This window comes from Acidovorax delafieldii 2AN (genome assembly GCF_000175235.1).
Taxonomy (GTDB): Bacteria; Pseudomonadota; Gammaproteobacteria; order Burkholderiales; family Burkholderiaceae_C; genus Acidovorax; species Acidovorax delafieldii_B.
The window spans coordinates 1-16,770 of record NZ_ACQT01000067.1 but is presented as its reverse complement, the minus strand read 5'-3'; the positions used below and the strand labels follow the sequence as shown (position 1 = coordinate 16,770).

Below are 16,770 nucleotides of genomic sequence, written 5' to 3'. Positions count from 1 at the left end.
CCGGCCCTGCTCGCCGGCACGCGCGGCCTCCACGGCGGCGTTCAGCGCCAGGATGTTGGTCTGGAAGGCAATGCCGTCGATCACGCCGATGATGTCGGCAATGCGGCGGCTGCTGTCGTTGATGCCCTTCATGGTGTCCACCACCTCGGCCACCACTTCGCCGCCCTGGGCCGCCACGGTGGAGGCGCTCATGGCCAGCTGGTTGGCCTGGCGGGCGTTGTCGGCGTTCTGGCGCACGGTGGAGCCCAGTTCTTCCATGGAGGCGGCGGTTTCTTCGAGCGCACTGGCCTGCTGCTCGGTGCGCGCGGAGAGGTCGTTGTTGCCCGAGGCAATCTGGGCGCTGGCCGAGGCCACGCCTTCGGCGTTGCTGCGCACGCCCGCCACCACGCGCGACAGGCTGTCGCGCATGCCCCCCAGGGCATGCAGCAGTTGTCCCATCTCGTCCTTGCCGCCCTGCGGCACCTGCACCGCCAGGTCGCCGACAGCGATGGCATTGGCCGCCGTTACGGCGTGGTGCACGGGGTGCGTGACCGCCCGCGTGATGCCCAGCCCGACCACCGCTGCCAGAATCACCGACACGAGCAATGCCCCGATCACCCACATGCGGGCCGTCGAAAAAACCTGCTGTGTTTCGGTGTTGGCGTCGGTGGCCGCATCGGCATTGATCTTCTGCAACTGGCCCAGCGTCTCTGCGGCTGCCACTAAAGCCTTTTCAGAAGGCCCGGCATATTGCTGGGTGAGGGCATCGGCCGTGAGGTCGCGGGTTTCAGCCGAGGTGAAGTCCACTTTGCCGGCGGTCTCGACCAACTGGTTCTGCAGCTTCACGTAGTCGGCCTTGCGCTCACGGTAGATCTGGTAGGTCTTGCGCTCTTCGTCGCTGCTGAGCAGGGGCTCGTAGACCGCCTCGATCCGCGTCAGGTCCTTGTGGCGCTGGCCGACCTGCTCTGCAAAGCCAGCCACCTCGGTGGCGCTGCGCGCGGAGACCATCCCGGCCTCGGCCCGCCGCATGCGGTTGAGCTGCACCCGCAACTCGCCCACATGCGACACACTGGGCAGCAGGTTGGTGGCTATCTCGTTGGCGTTGTGATAAATGCGCCCCATCTGCACGAGCGCAATGGCTCCCAGCAAGGTGGTGAACAGCACCAGGGCCAGGAAACCCAGCCCCAGTTTGATGCCAATGCGCAGATCGGAGATTTTCATGGGTCGTGCTTTCAGGGGGGACATCCACCAGCCATCACCGTGGTGGCTCCGGATGTAACCAAATGCAGTCTAGCAGGGGCGCGTGCCCCGCGCCGCTGGCAGGCTGCGAAAAAAAAGCATGGTGCCCGGAAGGCACCATGCTTTTATTTTGATAGCGGAATGTGCTGACTGCAAAAGCGCTGTCGCCAGTTTCTCGCAAAACTACAGGCGGGCAGGTCAGGCCTTGCCGTTCTTGAAGTTCTGGATACCGTCGGCCACTTCCTTCTTGGCCGCCTCGATGCCTTCCCAGCCCACAACCTTGACCCACTTGCCCTTTTCGAGGTCCTTGTAGTGCTCGAAGAAGTGAGCGATGGCGTTGCGGCGCATGGCGTTCACGTCGTCAATGTTCTTCCAGTGGTCGTACATGGGCAGGATCTTGGAGGTGGGCACCGCAATCACCTTGCCATCCACACCGGCCTCGTCTTCCATCATCAGGATGCCCAGGGGGCGGCAGGTCACGACCACGCCAGGGTGCAGGGGGTAGGGCGTGATCACCAGCACATCCACCGGGTCGCCGTCGCCCGACAGCGTTTGCGGCACATAGCCATAGTTGGTGGGATAGTGCATGGCCGTGGTCATGAAACGGTCCACGAAGATCGCGCCCGATTCCTTGTCCACCTCGTACTTGATGGGATCGGAGTTCATCGGGATCTCGATGACCACATTGAAGGTATCTGGAACGTTCTTGCCTGGGGTGACGTTGTTGAGAGACATGTCTGTTTGAGAAGTTGATGAACGGCAATCCGCGCAGCCGGCCGCGTCGGGATTAACCCTGATTTTAGGCGCACGCCCCTTTCTGCCCGCTTGCAAACTGGCGTTTGGCTGTAAATTGGCCCTGTTGGCCAATCGACTCCTGTACGCTGGAGCACGAGGAAGCAACGCAGCGGGAGCACACCGATGCGTTGTGTTTCCTTCCGTGCAACTGCATTTTTTCAAGGAGTGACGAATGGCTGGAAATACAGCGCTGACTTCCCCTCTGATACTGGCTCTGGTTTGCGGACTGATTGCGGTGGCCTACGGCATCTGGGCGCGGGGCTGGATCCTGGCCAAGGACCCGGGCAACGCCCGCATGCAGGAAATCGCCGCCGCCATCCAGGCCGGTGCCGCTGCCTACCTGGCCCGCCAGTACAAGACCATCGCCATCGTCGGCGTGGTGCTGGCCATTCTGATCGGGCTCTTTCTGGATGGCACCACGGCCGTGGGTTTCGTGGTGGGCGCGGTGCTCTCGGGCGCCTGCGGCTTCATCGGTATGAACGTGTCGGTACGCGCCAACGTGCGCACGGCGCAGGCGGCTACGAGGGGCATTGGCCCGGCGCTGGACGTGGCGTTTCGCGGTGGTGCCATCACCGGCATGCTGGTGGTGGGGCTGGGGCTGCTGGGCGTCACGGCCTTCTACTGGTTTCTGGCGGGCAACGGCAACCTCAAGCCCACAGCCCACCTGGCCACGCTGCTCAACCCATTGATCGGCTTTGCCTTCGGCTCGTCGCTGATCTCGATCTTCGCGCGGCTGGGCGGCGGCATCTTCACCAAGGGCGCCGACGTGGGCGCCGACCTGGTGGGCAAGGTCGAGGCCGGCATTCCTGAAGACGACCCGCGCAACCCCGCCGTCATTGCCGACAACGTGGGCGACAACGTGGGCGACTGCGCCGGCATGGCCGCCGACCTGTTCGAGACCTACGCGGTCACGCTGATCGCCACCATGGTACTGGGCGCGCTGATGGTGGCCTCTGCGCCGGTGAACGCCGTGGTGTACCCGCTGGCGCTGGGCGCCGTGTCCATCGTCGCGTCCATCATCGGCTGCTTCTTCGTCAAGGCCTCGCCGGGCATGAAGAACGTGATGCCAGCGCTGTACAAGGGCCTGGCGATCGCGGGCGTGCTTTCGCTGATCGCCTTCTACTTCGTCACGCTGTGGATCATGCCGGACAACGCGATCACCGCCACCGGCAGCCAGATGAAGCTGTTCGGCGCCTGCGCCACCGGGTTGGTACTCACCGCCGCGCTGGTGTGGATCACCGAGTTCTACACCGGCACCCAGTATTCGCCGGTACAGCACATCGCGCAGGCCTCGACCACGGGCCACGGCACCAACATCATTGCCGGCCTGGGCGTGTCGATGCGCTCCACGGCGTGGCCGGTGATCTTCGTGTGCCTGGCCATCCTGGCGGCCTACCAGCTCGCGGGCCTGTACGGCATTGCGGTGGCAGCCATGTCGATGCTGAGCATGGCGGGTATCGTGGTGGCGCTGGATGCCTACGGCCCCATCACCGACAACGCGGGCGGCATTGCCGAAATGGCCGAGTTGCCCAGCAGCGTGCGCGACATCACCGACCCCCTGGACGCCGTGGGCAACACCACCAAGGCCGTCACCAAGGGCTACGCCATTGGCTCGGCCGGCCTGGCCGCGCTGGTGCTGTTTGCCGACTACACCCACAAGCTCGAAACCTACGGCAGGGCCGTCAGCTTTGATCTGAGCGATCCGCTGGTCATCATCGGGCTGTTCATCGGCGGCCTCATTCCCTACCTGTTCGGCGCCATGGCCATGGAAGCCGTGGGCCGCGCCGCCGGCGCCGTGGTGGTGGAGGTGCGCCGCCAATTCAGCACCATCAAGGGCATCATGGACGGCAGCGGCAAGCCCGAGTACGGCAAGGCCGTGGACATGCTGACCACCGCCGCCATCAAGGAGATGGTCATCCCCAGCCTGCTGCCGGTGGTGGTTCCCATCGCGGTGGGCTTGGCGCTGGGGCCGAAGGCGCTGGGCGGTTTGCTGATGGGCACCATCGTCACCGGCCTGTTCGTTGCCATCAGCATGTGCACGGGTGGCGGCGCCTGGGACAACGCCAAGAAGTACATCGAAGACGGCCACCACGGCGGCAAGGGCAGCGAGGCGCACAAGGCCGCCGTGACGGGCGACACCGTGGGCGACCCCTACAAGGACACGGCCGGCCCCGCCATCAACCCGCTCATCAAGATCATCAACATCGTGGCGCTGCTGATCGTGCCGCTGGTGGTCCGCTTCCACGCCGGATGAATGACCGGCCGGGCAGCCGCCCGTGCTGACAGAAAGAGAAAGGCCCGCTCCGGCGGGCCTTTTTTGCGCCGCCGCGCATGGTCATTCTGCAGTGGACACGCCCCAGGCTTGCGAGGACCATGGAAGTGGCGGCCACCGTCGAGCGCGGCCATGGCCGCCGCCGCATTGCAGGAGATCGCCCATGACCGCATCCACCGTCCGCCGCCTGCACGTCGACCTGCAGGCGCCCATCGCACGCCACTGGTGCGGAGGCGATCCGTTGCGCACGGCGCTGTTCAACGCGCTGTCGATGAGTTTTCCGGTCGGGGAACAATTCTTCATCGACGCCGTTCGCGGTGGATTCGAGGCGTTGCCTGCCGACCGGCAGGCGCAGCATGCGGCGCAGTTGCGCGTCTTCGTGGGGCAGGAGGCCACCCACCGCCGCATCCACACGCTCTTCAACGAGCACCTGGAGCGCCAAGGCCTGCGCAACCGGTGGGCCCCGCGGGTCCTGGAGCGCATGAAGATGTTCGAGGGCGCCGACCCACGCCATGCGCTGGCGATGACGGCCGCCAACGAGCACTTCACCGCCCTGCTGGCCGAGTGGCTGCTGGGCCATCCCGCCCTGCTGGAGGGGGCCGAGCCGCGGCTGCAGACGCTCTGGCTTTGGCACGCCAGCGAAGAAGCCGAGCACAAGGCCACCGCGTTTGACATCTACCAGGCCCTGCAGGGCAACCGCCACTGGCGCATGGTCTGGTTCCGGCGCGCCACGGTGATGCTCGTGAGCGACCTGGCACGCCAGACGCTTCGCAACCTGCACGACGATGGCAGCCTGTGGCAGACACGTACCTGGGCCAGCGCGTTCCACGTGCTACTGGGCCGCGGCGGCCTGGTGCGCACGAGTTGGCGCCCTTGGCTGCAATACCTGCGGCACGACTTCCACCCCGACCAGTTGACAAGCCCCCTGGCCTCACAGTGGCTGGAGCGCCACCATGACGCATTCACACCGCTGAGCGCTCCTGATCGCTCCTGACCGCCCTAGAAGCGCGCGCCACCACCCGTCCCTGGTGATCGAAAGGCGTCCGCCCGGTCCGCGAAAACGCCCTACCGCCACGCGTGCAGTGCCACCACGCCGTTGCAGCACCCGGCCGGCCCCTTCAGGCGCCGGTCGCCCATCGAACCGCCTCGCAACACCGCAGGTCCCGACCCCACCGGCACCCCAGGCCCTCGGCATGCCCCGGCCGCTGCCGGCCACGCCGAACCCCACCCGTGCGCCTGAATCATGAATATCAAAACAATAGCAAAAAACTGTTGCTGGAAAAGCGCTAGCGCCGGATGTCGCCATCGTTCGTAAGCACGCATGGCTTTTACCGCACAATTTAGCCATGCCCATGCACTTCATCGCCAACGCCCCCGTTCGCTCCACCTCCGGCCGCACGATCCCGATGATCGACCCGTCGGACGGTCAGCCATTCGACGAAATCCAGCGTGGCACGGCCGAAGACATCGACACGGCCGTGCATGCGGCACGCCAGTGCTACCACGCCGTATGGCAGAGCATGGCTCCGGCCGAGCGCGGCCGCCTGCTCCACCGGCTCTCGGTCAAGATCCTTGAGCATGCCGACGAACTCACGGCACTTGAGCAGCGTGACTGCGGCAAACCCACCAGGCAGGCGCGGGCCGACGCGATGGCGCTGGCGCGCTACTTCGAGTTCTACGCGGGCGCTTGCGACAAGTTCCATGGCGAAACCATCCCCTACCCCAACGGGTTCAGCGTGCTCACCTGGCGCGAGCCGCACGGCGTGACAGGCCACGTGATCCCCTGGAACTACCCCATGCAGATCTTTGGCCGCAGCGTGGGCGGTGCGCTGGCGGCGGGTAATGTGTGCGTGGTCAAGCCAGCTGAAGACGCTTGCCTGTCGCTGATCCGTGTGGCCCAGCTCGCAGCCGAGGCGGGGTTCCCGCCCGGCGCGCTCAACATCGTCACCGGCTACGGCCACGAGGTGGGCGACGCGCTGGCGCGCCACCCCGGCATTGACCACATCAGCTTCACCGGCAGCCCCGCCATCGGCACCCTGATCCAGCAGGTGGCCGCCGAGCGCCATTGCCCGGTGACGCTGGAGCTGGGCGGCAAAAGCCCACAGATCATCTTTGCCGACGCCGACCTCGACGCCGCGATCCCCGTCGTCATCAACGCCATCGTGCAGAACGCGGGACAGACCTGCTCGGCCGGTTCGCGCGTGCTGATCGATTCGCTGATCTACGAACCCCTGCTGGAGCGCCTGGGCAAGGCCTTTGAGAATCTGCGCGTCGGCCCTGCCGCCATGGACCTCGATGTGGGCCCGCTCATCCGCCAGACGCAACAGCAGCGCGTGTGGGACTTCTTGTCGGACGCGCAGGTGGCTGGCATCCCCATGGTGGCCCAAGGCGTGGTGGTGGACGAAGCGCCCGAGACCGGTTTCTACCAGGCACCCACCCTGTTGCGCGACGTGCCCGTTCAGCACCGGCTGGCACAGGAAGAGGTGTTTGGCCCCGTGCTCAGCGCCATGCCCTTCCAGGACGAAGACCACGCCATTGAACTGGCCAACGCCACGCGCTTCGGCCTGGTGGCCGGCATCTGGACGCGCGACGGCGGACGGCAGTTCCGCATGGCCCGGCGCGTGCACAGCGGCCAGGTGTTCATCAACAACTACGGCGCAGCCGGCGGCGTGGAACTGCCGTTCGGCGGCGTCAAGTCCAGCGGCTATGGCCGCGAAAAGGGCTTTGAAGCCCTTTACGGCTTCACCACACTCAAGACCGTGGCCGTGCACCACGGCTGACGCCGCCGGTGCGCCGCGCGCCCGCCGGACCGCTGGCCCCGCAGTCGCGGGCCCATGTCCCCTTCACAGAGAATTTCCATGCCCCTGAGCACCCCCGCCCCTCGCAAGCCCAGCCACACCCGCCGCGTGACCTACCAGGGCTACGAACGCGATGACGGACTGTGGGACATCGAAGCCGAGCTGCACGACAGCAAGGCTTTCGACGCCCCCTCGCTGCGCGACGTTGGCATGCGCCCGGCCGGTGCGCCCATCCACCACATGTGGCTGCGCGTGACCGTGGGCCGCGACATGGTCGTGCGCACCGTCGAGGCCGCCATGGACACCGTGCCGCTGCACGACTGCCCGCAGGCCCGCGCCGCACTGCAACAGATGGTGGGCTGCTCCATGGCACGGGGCTGGCGCCAGTCCATCCAGCACCACATGGGGGGCGTGGCCAGTTGCACGCACCTGCGCGAACTGCTGTTCAACCTGGCCACGGCCGCCTTCCAGACCCTCCCTGCCGCCTTTACCCCCGCTGACGCAGAAGCGCCGCCGCGCCACCTGGGCCAATGCACAGGCTGGGATTTCCACGGCAACGGCGTGAAGCTGTACTACCCGAAGTTCTACCGCGGCCACCCGGGGGAAGCTGCTGCTGCCCCCTCAAGTGCCACGGCCAAGAGCTAAACAGCGATTGAGCGGTACCGGGGCCTATTTGGAAACCGTTTCGTACTGCACGGTCAGGTTGTTCATGACTTCAAGCAGGTTTTCACTGCTTGTGGCCACCGAGCGCAGGCCCCGGGCATCGGGCTCGCGCTCTAGCGAAGCATTGAAGAAGACCCATTGCTGCTCCCCCATCTGCAGGTCATAACGAATGGCAGCCGTGTTCACCGAGGCGCTGGACAGCGTGCTCAGGTTTTTCGTGAACTCGGCCTTGTCGGCTGCCATCTGCTCGCGCACCGCCTTGTCCCCCAATCCGGCGGCCAACAGGAAGTAATTCTTGGCCAGCCGCTGCGACAGGTAGCGCTGGCTGCCCGCCGTGTTGACCAGATTGCCGGTGGAGACGCGGGCCTGCTTTTCCAGCGCCACGGTGGCGGTGTTGGCCGCTGCCAGCAACTTGTCGGCCTGCACAACGACCGCAGACACGGAATCGCGGGTCGGGGGCAACACCAGCTTGGCCTCCAGATCCTCGTAGAGCTTGCGCACCTCACCGAGCGGTGCAACCATCTCGCCTGCCAGCGGGCTCTTGGTCAGATCATCGAACCCCGTGCGCACCAGCTTGCGCGCAGTGTCCAGCACCTGCTCTGCCACCTTGGTTTCCACGCCCAACTGCAACTGGCAGTACGCCTTGGCGATGCGCTGCGACAAGGCACGAAAGCGCCCCATCCGGTTGATCGCCGTGGTCACGGCCGGTTGCGCCTGCGCCAGCGCGGGTGCTGCGCCTTGTGCCAGCAGCGTGCATGCAGCAGCGCCCTTGAGCACCAGTCGGCGGTTGGCAGAAACGCTCCCGGAAAATGAATGAAGATGCATGTGGGGCTCAGGTTTGTTTTTGTGACCTGGATTCTCAAAGGGCGCCCCACCGCGCAGTCTGATGCAAATCAACCGGCACCCCTGCTGCGAGGATGGTTTCTGGGATCCTTGTACCGAAGGGCCACGGCGACCCCTTGCGTGCCCGCCTGCGAAACCACCCTTTTGACGAACCCATGCGCCCGTCACCCCAGCGTGTGGGGCGCGCAACGAAAGCGGCGGGCCCCGCCGCGCAATCCGATCAGCCCAGTACTTCCTTGAGCGCTGCGTCGTACAGGCCGGTGAGCCGGTCCATCACTTCCAGCATGCGCTCGCTGGTGGTGGCCACGGTTTCCAGGTTGCGATCGTCGGGGCGGTGCTGCAGGGCACCATCGAAGAACAGCCACTGCGAATCACCCAATGCCAGTTCGTTGCGAATCGCGGGCGTGGACACCGGCGCGGCCGCCAGCGAAGTCATGGCCTGGCGCAGTTCGGCGGCGTCGGCCTTCATCTGCTCCTGCGTGCCCTTGGCTTCGAGTTTGGCTGCCACCAGAAAATAATTCTTGGCCAGACGCTGCGACAGTGCGCGCTGGCGGCCAGCGGTGTTCACGAGCTTGGCCGACCCCAGCTTGGCATATTTCTCGAAAGCCTCGGTGGCGGCCTGGGACGCGGCCATCATCTTGTCGGACTGGGCGGCCACGGCGCCCACCGATTCGCGCGTGGGGGGCATGACCAGCAGGGTTTCCAGCACGTCGGACTGCTTCTGGATGTCGGCCACCATGCGCGACAGCTCGGCCGGCCACTGCATCTTGGCCAGGTCCTCGAAGCCCGAGCGCACCAACTGCCGCGCCGTGGTCAGCACACCGCGGGCCTGATCGGGCAGCACGTTCAGATGGATCTGGCAATACACCTTGGCAATACGCTGCGACAACGCCCTGAACCGCGCAGCACGGTTGATGGCCGTGGAAAGGGCCAGTTGCGCCTGCGCCGTGGACAGCGTGGGCATGAGCAACGCCACCGCCATGCCCTGGATCAGGGTGCGGCGGCTGGCATGGCGGGTCGAGCGGCAGACAAGGGTTTTCATGGATAGGCCAAAGTGGAATTTTTAATGCTTATTTTGATACCTCGTCTTGCCCCGAGTCATGAGAAAGATCAAGAAATGCCCTAACCCACCACAGCAGGTCGTGCCCCGTGGGGAGGCCAAAAGAACCACCCTGCCTGCGGCGCCACAATGCACCCGTTACCGCAACCACACCATTCAGGAGACAACACATGCGCGTGCAGAACAAATCCATCATCGTCACCGGCGCCGGCAGCGGCATCGGAGAAGGCATTGCCCGGCGGCTCGCGGCCGAGGGCGGCCGGGTGCTGGTGAACGACATCAACGCACAGGCCGGCCAGCGCGTGGCGACCGACATCAGGGCGGCGGGGGGCGAAGCCGTCTTTTTTCAGGCGGACGTCACGAAATCCAAAGATGTCGAGGCCATGGTGCAGGAAGCCGTGCAGCGCTTCGGCCGGCTCGACGTGGTGGTCAACAACGCGGGCTGGACGCACCGCAACCGCCCCATGCTGGAGGTGAGCGAGGAAGACTTCGACAAGGTCTATGCCATCAACGTCAAGAGCATCTACCTCTCGGCCATCCACGCCGTGCCCGCCCTGCGCAAGGCGGGGGTGGCAGTTTCATCAACATCGCCTCCACGGCAGGGCTGCGGCCGCGCCCCGGGCTGACCTGGTACAACGGCTCCAAGGGCGCTGTCATCACCACCAGCAAGTCGATGGCCGCCGAGCTGGGGCCCGACAACATCCGGGTGAACTGCATCAACCCCGTGTTCAACCCCGACACCGGACTGGCCGCTGAATTTGCAGGAGGTCCGGTGGACGACGCCCGCCGTGCAAAGTTTCTGGCCACCATTCCACTGGGCCGCTTCTCCACCGCGCTCGACGTGGCCAACGCCGCGCTGTACCTGGCCAGCGACGAGGCCGCCTTCGTGAGCGGGGTGTGCATCGAGGTGGACGGAGCGCGCTGCGTCTGACCCGCGCACGCCGCGCCGGCACGCATCGGGCGCACTCCCCGGGCTGCTGGCCACCCGGCCTGCACAACGCCACCGCTACGCAGCAGGGCCAGCCTTTGCGGCCGGGCTGGCGTGCCTGCGGTGCCAGCGGACGGCCCGAGCCGCCTGTTGACTCCCATCAACTTCATCGGTAGGGACAAGGGCGCGGCGGCGGGCCGATACGGCAGAATCACGCCATGGCTGAACGTGTGATTCCTCTGGTGGACCAACGCATCGCCGCTCTGGCGGCCAAGGTGCCGGCGCACGCCGCCGCGCCCACGGGCCTGCTGACCGATACGCGCGGCCGCCCGCTGCGCGACCTGCGCATCAGCGTGACCGACCGCTGCAACTTCCGCTGCAACTACTGCATGCCCAAGGAAGTGTTCGACAAAGATTACGCCTACCTGCCGCACAACGCGCTGCTGAGCTTTGAAGAAATCACCCGGCTGGCACGATTGTTCATGGCACACGGCGTGCGCAAGATCCGCCTGACGGGGGGCGAGCCGCTGCTGCGCAAGAACGTGGAAGAACTGGTGGCCCAGTTGGCCCAGTTGCGTACGATAGATGGAACCCCACCCGACCTCACCCTCACCACCAACGGCTCGCTGCTGGCCCGCAAGGCCCGGGCGTTGAGGGAGGCAGGCCTCAGCCGCGTCACGGTGAGTCTCGACGGCCTCGACGACGCCGTGTTCCGCCGCATGAACGACGTGGACTTTCCGGTGGAAGACGTGCTGGCCGGCATCGATGCGGCGCGCGCCGCAGGCCTGTCGAACATCAAGGTCAACATGGTGGTCAAACGCGGCACCAACGACCACGAGATCCTGCCGATGGCGCGCCATTTTCGCGGCACCGGCATCACGCTGCGCTTCATCGAATACATGGACGTGGGCGCCACCAATGGCTGGCGCATGGACGAGGTGCTGCCCTCGGCTGAGCTGCTGGCGCGGCTGCGCGCCGAGCTGCCGCTGGTGCCGCTTGCGGCCGCAAGCCCCGGCGAGACCGCAGCGCGCTGGGGGTATGCCGATGCCTCGGGCCGCCACGACCCAGCACTGGGCGAAGTGGGCCTGATCAGCAGCGTGACACACGCTTTTTGCGGCGACTGCAACCGCGCGCGCCTGTCGACCGAGGGCCGGCTCTACCTGTGCCTGTTTGCCAACCAGGGCTACGACCTGCGCAGCCTGCTGCGCACGGGCGCCACCGACGATGCCATCGCGTCGGCCATCGCCCCCATCTGGCAGGGCCGCACCGACCGCTACTCTGAAATGCGCAGCAGCCTGCCCGCCGACGCATCACGCGGCGCACGCCGGGTGGAGATGAGTTACATCGGTGGATAGCCAACCCGCGATGCGCTGTCGCAGTGCTGCCTCTGCCCTCTCAACAGGGGGGGCATTCGTCGTTGTGGTCAGTGCACTTTTGTATCTTTACCATCCCGCCATTCCCCGATCCCTTGCCGGTTGGGCAGCGTTGATCGGGCTGGGCCTACCGGTTTGGATGGGCCTGGAATGGATCGGCGAGACATTGCTACGCTCCGGGTTCCTTGCAAGGCAATCCCGCTTTCTCCGGGTGCTGATGGGAGTGCCCGTGATCGCGGTCCTCATGCTGCTGGCAGCGCTGGCTGTACAGACCGTTCAGTGGACCATCAACACATGGTGAATGGGGCCACGTGCCGGCAAGCAGCGCCACATCGGCGGTGATGGTCCAGCCCCCAGAAAACGGAAACCTCATGATTGACACCCAAGACATCACCGGCCTCGTCCTGGCCGGCGGCCGTGGCTCCCGCATGGGCGGGGTGGACAAAGGCCTGCAGAATTTTCGCGGCCTGCCCCTGGCACTGCACACCCTCATGCGCCTGCAGATGCAGGTGGGCCACGTGATGGTCAACGCCAACCGCAACCTGGCCGCCTACGAGGCCTTCGGCGCACCCGTGTGGCCCGACGTCATCGCCGACTACGCCGGTCCGCTGGCAGGCTTCCTGACGGGGCTGGAGCGCTGCGAAACCCCGTGGATGCTCACTGTGCCTTGCGACACCCCGCTGTTTCCGCTGGACCTGGCCGCGCGGCTGGCCGCCGCAGCCGATCAGGCCGGTGCCGACATCGCCATGGCCGCGGCGCCCGAGGACGATGGCGCGGGCGGCACCGCCGTTCGCACCCAGCCCGTGTTCTGCCTGCTGCGCGTGGACCTGCTCGAAAGCCTGGTCGCATTCACGCAGGCGGGTGGTCGCAAGATCGACGCCTGGACCGCCCAGCACCAGCACGTGGTGGTGCCCTTCGACCAGCCCGGCGACGACCCCCTGGCCTTCTTCAATGCCAACACCCTGGCCGAGCTGCACAGCCTGGAGGGCTCTGGCACGCCATGACCGTGTCCATACGCCCCCTCACGGCCGCAGACGTGCACCAGTACAAGCGCGTGCGCGACGAAGCCCTGCGCTGCGCCCCCGAAGCCTTCACGTCCGACTACGCCTCCTCGGTGGCACGCCCAGCCAGCGCCTATGCCGCGCGGTTTGGGCCACCGGAATCGGGCCATTTCTTTCTGGGCGCCTTCGATGTCGCCGGCCAGTTGCTGGGCTGCCTGGGCTGCGAACGCGAATTGCTGCCTCAGCAGCGGCACAGCGCCCGGCTGGTGAGCATGATGGTCGCGCCCACCGCGCAGCGCAGAGGCATCGGGCAACGGCTGCTCGATGCCTGCATCCGGCAGGCGGCGCAGGTGCCAGGGCTGGAACAACTGGTCCTCACGGTCACCGCCTCCAACCGCCATGTGGTGCGCCTGTATGAGCGCGCCGGCTTTCGCGCCTGGGGGGTTCTGCCCCGCGCCATCGTGGTCCAGGGTGTGGGCTACGACAAGCTGCACATGGTGCGCCTCCTCCCCCTTTCTCCGCTGATTTCCCCATGAAGACCATTGCACAGATTGCCGCCGAACTGCAGGGCTACGATCCACAGGCGCTCAGCGCCGACCAGGTTTCGGCCTTTCTTGAACGGCTGGTGCAGCCGGTGGAGGCCACCGAAGAGGTCGGCATCTTCGATGCCCTGGGCCGCGTACTGGCCCGCGACGTGGTTTCGCCCCTGAGCGTGCCGCCGCACGACAACTCGGCCATGGACGGCTACGCCTTCGCGGGCGACCAACTGGTGGCGGGCCAGCCGCTGACGCTGCGGGTGGTGGGCACGGCGCTGGCAGGCAAGGCCTGGGTGGGCGCGGTGGGTGCCGGCGAATGCCTCAAGATCATGACGGGCGCCGTCATGCCGCAAGGCCTGGACACCGTGGTGCCGCAGGAATTCACCACCACCGACGCCGACGGCCGCGTCACCCTGGCGGCCAACGTGGTGCGCCCCGGCGACAACCGCAGACTCCAGGGCGAAGACCTCATGCAAGGCCGCGTGGCGCTCTCAAAAGGAGAGCTACTGACGCCCGCAGCGCTTGGACTGGTAGCCAGTTTGGGCCTAAAAACCATCACCGCGCACCGCCGCCTGCGCGTGGCGTACTTCTCCACCGGCGACGAGATCCTGAGCCTGGGCGAGCCGCCCCGCGAGGGCGCGGTGTACGACAGCAACCGCTACACCGTGTTCGGCCTGCTCACGCGGCTGGGCGTGGAGGTGGTGGACCTTGGCGTGGTGCGCGACACCCCCGCAGCGCTGGAAGCCGCCTTCCGTGCTGCCGCGCAGCGCGCCGACGCCATCATCACTAGCGGCGGCGTGAGCGTGGGCGAGGCCGACCACACGCGCACCATGATGAAACAGCTGGGCGATGTGGCCTTCTGGCGCATTGCCATGCGCCCCGGCCGACCCATGGCCGTGGGACGCATCGCCGGCACAGGTTTTCAGGCAAAAGAAGCTTCTGGCGCTGATGCATCAAGCGCTAACAGCTATCAAAATGATACCAAGCCAGCAGCAGGTGGCGCCCTTCTTTTTGGCCTGCCCGGCAATCCCGTGGCGGTCATGGTGACCTTCCTCGCCTTCGTGCGCCCGGCCCTGCTGCGCATGATGGGCTGCACCCGCCCCGCCCCGCCATTGCTGCGCGCGGTGAGCACCGAGGCCATCCGCAAGAAGCCCGGCCGTACCGAATACCAGCGCGGCATCGTGGCCACGGCGCCCGACGGCACGCTGCAAGTGCGCACCACAGGCAACCAGGGTTCGGGCGTGCTCAGCTCCATGGTGCAGGCCAACGGCCTGATCGTGCTGCACCACGGCCAGGGCAACGTGGCACCCGGCGATGCGGTGGACGTGATGGTGTTTGACGGCGTCATCTGACACGGCCCCGGTGCAGCACCGGCATATGCTGGCATCCTCCCCCCGAAAGCACTTTGCCCTTTTGCCATGCCCTACGCCGCCCAGCACCTTGCACAAGCCCCCACCCGGCCCGAGGTGGACAACCTGCCAGGCACCACCCTGCTCGAATTCGGCACGCCGTGGTGCGGGCATTGCCAGCGCGCGCAGCCCTTCATTGAACAGGCGCTGCGGGGCCGGGGCGACGTGGCCCACGTCAAAGTGGAAGATGGGCCCGGCCAGCGGCTCGGCCGCAGTTTTGGGGTGAAGCTCTGGCCCACGCTGGTCGTACTGCGTGACGGTCACGAGGCCGCCCGCGTGGTGCGCCCGCAAGACGCGCACACCGTGGCCGAGATGCTGCCCCCGCCAACTTCTGCAAGCTGAGCACACCCCACCCCTACGGCAGCGCAGCCTTGTTGGCTGCGGCGCCGCGCCGTGCAGGGCGTCCATCCGCGCCAGCGCAGCACCGATGCAGTTCAGGGGCTCAGGCCTGTTCGATGACTGGCGTGCGCTGGGCCAGCCAGGCCAGAAGGCCGGTGAGCGACGACATCCCCACACAGAAGATCACGATCGCCAGACGCAAACCCAGATGGTCTGACAGCCAGCCCACGCCCAGAATGGGCACGATGGTGCCCAGGTAACCCACCACGAGGTAGGTGGACAGCAGCCCCGAACGGGAACCGGGGGTGGCCACCTTGTTCACGATGGCCACGCCCGCCAGGTTCATGAGGCCATGGCCGGCGGCGGTGGTCAGCACACTCAGCACGAACAGCAGCGGCAGATTGGTGTAGGTGGTGGCGATCAGCAGCAGGTTGCAGGCCGCCAGCAGGCCCAGCCCCACCACGGCGCAGGTCTTGGTGTGCACCGGGCGGGCCAGCCACTGGAAGCCCGCCGAGAGAAACAAAATCATCGCGATCGACAGCCCGCTCACGGCAGGCCCGTGCCAGGGCACCATCTGCTTCATGAAGCTCGGCGCCAGCGAGGCATACAGGCCAAAGATGCCGAAGGTGCTGAACGCCCCCAGGCACGCAATCAGAAACGGCCTGCGCAAGGCGGGTTGCGGCAGGGTGATGCGGGGCAGCCAGTCGCGCAGCGCAAAAGGCGGTTGCGTGGCAGCGTGGGCCGGCGGCGCAACCCGCACCTGGTACAGGGCATAAATCGCCAGCGCGCCCAGAACCACGCTGGGCGCATAGGCCGTGACCAGCGGCCGCGGCACCCACTGCGCCATCAGGCCGCCCACCAGCGGCCCCAGGCCGAAGCCGAGCGCCATGGCAAAGCTGGTCATGGCCGAAGCACGCAGCATGTTGCTGCTGCGGTTGAGTTGCGTGAGGCCGATCGAGGCCGACGTGGTGATCATCCCCGAGGCAATGCCGATCAGCACGCGGCTCACCACGAACGAAGCCATGTTCCAGGCCAACGCCGACAGCAGTACACCGGCCGTGACCAGCATGAGGCCGTGGCGCAACACCGGCAAAAAGCCGAACCGGTCACTCAGCCTTCCAAGGAAAAGCAGGCTGGCCAGCGCACCGAACATGTAGGCAACGTAGATGCCGGTGATGTGGCTGGGCTGCAGGCCCCAGTGGGCCTGGTACAGCGGGTACAGCGGGCTGGCCAGGGCCGTGCCCATCACGCCCACGCACATGGCGAAGCACACCCACGCAAATGCGGGCCAATGTCGTTGCATAAAGGAATCACGGGCGGCCCGCGAAAGGCGCGCTGCAAAAGAAACAAGAAGGGGAAAAACGAATACGGTCCAGGCGCACGACCGGCGTGCAAGGCCATGAGGCCCCGCGCCGGCTGCAGAACAGCGGCCACTGGCATGGCGAGAACCTGCCGGACCGCTATTTTACGGAGCCGCGCGTCACCCCGCCGGACCGCCGGCAGCAGCCCCGCGCGCCACTGTGCCTTTGCCGTGC

14 protein-coding genes and 1 pseudogene are annotated in these 16,770 nt (G+C 66.5%); 10 read left to right on the top strand and 5 right to left on the bottom strand.

The window, feature by feature from the left end; genetic code table 11:
- The coding region (locus ACDELDRAFT_RS10745) for a methyl-accepting chemotaxis protein (protein WP_005796490.1) at positions 1-1,200 on the bottom strand (1,200 nt) is incomplete at its 3' end.
- 216 nt (positions 1,201-1,416) lie between these two features.
- Positions 1,417-1,953, bottom strand: a complete 537-nt coding sequence (ppa, locus tag ACDELDRAFT_RS10740) for an inorganic diphosphatase (RefSeq protein ID WP_005796488.1) — start codon at positions 1,951-1,953, stop codon at positions 1,417-1,419.
- 232 nt (positions 1,954-2,185) lie between these two features.
- Between ppa and ACDELDRAFT_RS10735 the strand changes: the two genes are divergently transcribed.
- The 4 genes from ACDELDRAFT_RS10735 to ACDELDRAFT_RS10720 all read left to right on the top strand — a co-directional run bounded on the left by ACDELDRAFT_RS10735 (position 2,186) and on the right by ACDELDRAFT_RS10720 (position 7,728).
- On the top strand, positions 2,186-4,267 hold the full coding sequence (locus ACDELDRAFT_RS10735) for a sodium-translocating pyrophosphatase (protein WP_005796487.1): 2,082 nt from the start codon (positions 2,186-2,188) through the stop codon (positions 4,265-4,267).
- Between the two features lie 181 nt (positions 4,268-4,448).
- Positions 4,449-5,279 carry a metal-dependent hydrolase gene (locus ACDELDRAFT_RS10730; protein ID WP_005796485.1) on the top strand — a complete coding sequence of 277 codons (831 nt, stop codon included), beginning with the start codon at positions 4,449-4,451 and terminating at the stop codon, positions 5,277-5,279.
- Positions 5,280-5,631: 352 nt separating this feature from the next.
- The gene (locus ACDELDRAFT_RS10725; RefSeq protein ID WP_005796483.1) at positions 5,632-7,065 is read left to right on the top strand and encodes an aldehyde dehydrogenase family protein; all 1,434 of its coding nucleotides are present in this window, start codon (positions 5,632-5,634) and stop codon (positions 7,063-7,065) included.
- Between the two features lie 78 nt (positions 7,066-7,143).
- Positions 7,144-7,728 carry a DUF2889 domain-containing protein gene (locus ACDELDRAFT_RS10720; protein ID WP_005796481.1) on the top strand — a complete coding sequence of 195 codons (585 nt, stop codon included), beginning with the start codon at positions 7,144-7,146 and terminating at the stop codon, positions 7,726-7,728.
- Positions 7,729-7,752: 24 nt separating this feature from the next.
- On the opposite strand, the gene ACDELDRAFT_RS10715 is transcribed toward ACDELDRAFT_RS10720, so the two are convergent.
- On the bottom strand, positions 7,753-8,571 hold the full coding sequence (locus tag ACDELDRAFT_RS10715) for a type IV pili methyl-accepting chemotaxis transducer N-terminal domain-containing protein (RefSeq protein ID WP_005796479.1): 819 nt from the start codon (positions 8,569-8,571) through the stop codon (positions 7,753-7,755).
- Positions 8,572-8,809: 238 nt separating this feature from the next.
- Positions 8,810-9,631 carry a type IV pili methyl-accepting chemotaxis transducer N-terminal domain-containing protein gene (locus ACDELDRAFT_RS10710; protein ID WP_005796478.1) on the bottom strand — a complete coding sequence of 274 codons (822 nt, stop codon included), beginning with the start codon at positions 9,629-9,631 and terminating at the stop codon, positions 8,810-8,812.
- 188 nt (positions 9,632-9,819) lie between these two features.
- On the opposite strand from ACDELDRAFT_RS10710, the pseudogene ACDELDRAFT_RS10705 reads away from it, so the two are divergent.
- The 6 genes and pseudogenes from ACDELDRAFT_RS10705 (at position 9,820) to ACDELDRAFT_RS10675 (ending at position 15,238) form a co-directional block, all read left to right on the top strand.
- A pseudogene (locus ACDELDRAFT_RS10705) lies at positions 9,820-10,580 on the top strand (SDR family oxidoreductase).
- A gap of 215 nt (positions 10,581-10,795) precedes the next feature.
- A complete protein-coding gene (gene moaA / locus ACDELDRAFT_RS10700; protein WP_005796472.1) occupies positions 10,796-11,932 on the top strand; it encodes a GTP 3',8-cyclase MoaA in 1,137 nt (378 codons plus the stop codon).
- A gap of 389 nt (positions 11,933-12,321) precedes the next feature.
- The gene (gene mobA / locus ACDELDRAFT_RS10690) at positions 12,322-12,954 is read left to right on the top strand and encodes a molybdenum cofactor guanylyltransferase MobA (protein ID WP_005796468.1); all 633 of its coding nucleotides are present in this window, start codon (positions 12,322-12,324) and stop codon (positions 12,952-12,954) included.
- Positions 12,951-13,487, top strand: coding sequence for a GNAT family N-acetyltransferase (locus tag ACDELDRAFT_RS10685; RefSeq protein WP_005796466.1), 537 nt, complete (start codon positions 12,951-12,953; stop codon positions 13,485-13,487). The genes mobA and ACDELDRAFT_RS10685 overlap by 4 nt, the downstream gene beginning before the upstream one ends.
- A complete protein-coding gene (moeA, locus tag ACDELDRAFT_RS10680) occupies positions 13,484-14,839 on the top strand; it encodes a molybdopterin molybdotransferase MoeA (protein WP_005796463.1) in 1,356 nt (451 codons plus the stop codon). The genes ACDELDRAFT_RS10685 and moeA overlap by 4 nt, the downstream gene beginning before the upstream one ends.
- 66 nt (positions 14,840-14,905) lie before the next feature.
- Positions 14,906-15,238: a thioredoxin family protein gene (locus ACDELDRAFT_RS10675; protein WP_005796461.1), complete on the top strand. Its 333-nt coding sequence runs from the start codon at positions 14,906-14,908 to the stop codon at positions 15,236-15,238.
- Positions 15,239-15,338: 100 nt separating this feature from the next.
- Here ACDELDRAFT_RS10675 and ACDELDRAFT_RS10670 read toward each other — a convergent pair whose 3' ends face one another.
- Entirely contained in the window at positions 15,339-16,538 is a 1,200-nt protein-coding gene (locus ACDELDRAFT_RS10670; RefSeq protein WP_442852535.1) for an MFS transporter, read from the bottom strand.
- Between the last annotated feature and the right edge of the window lie 232 nt (positions 16,539-16,770).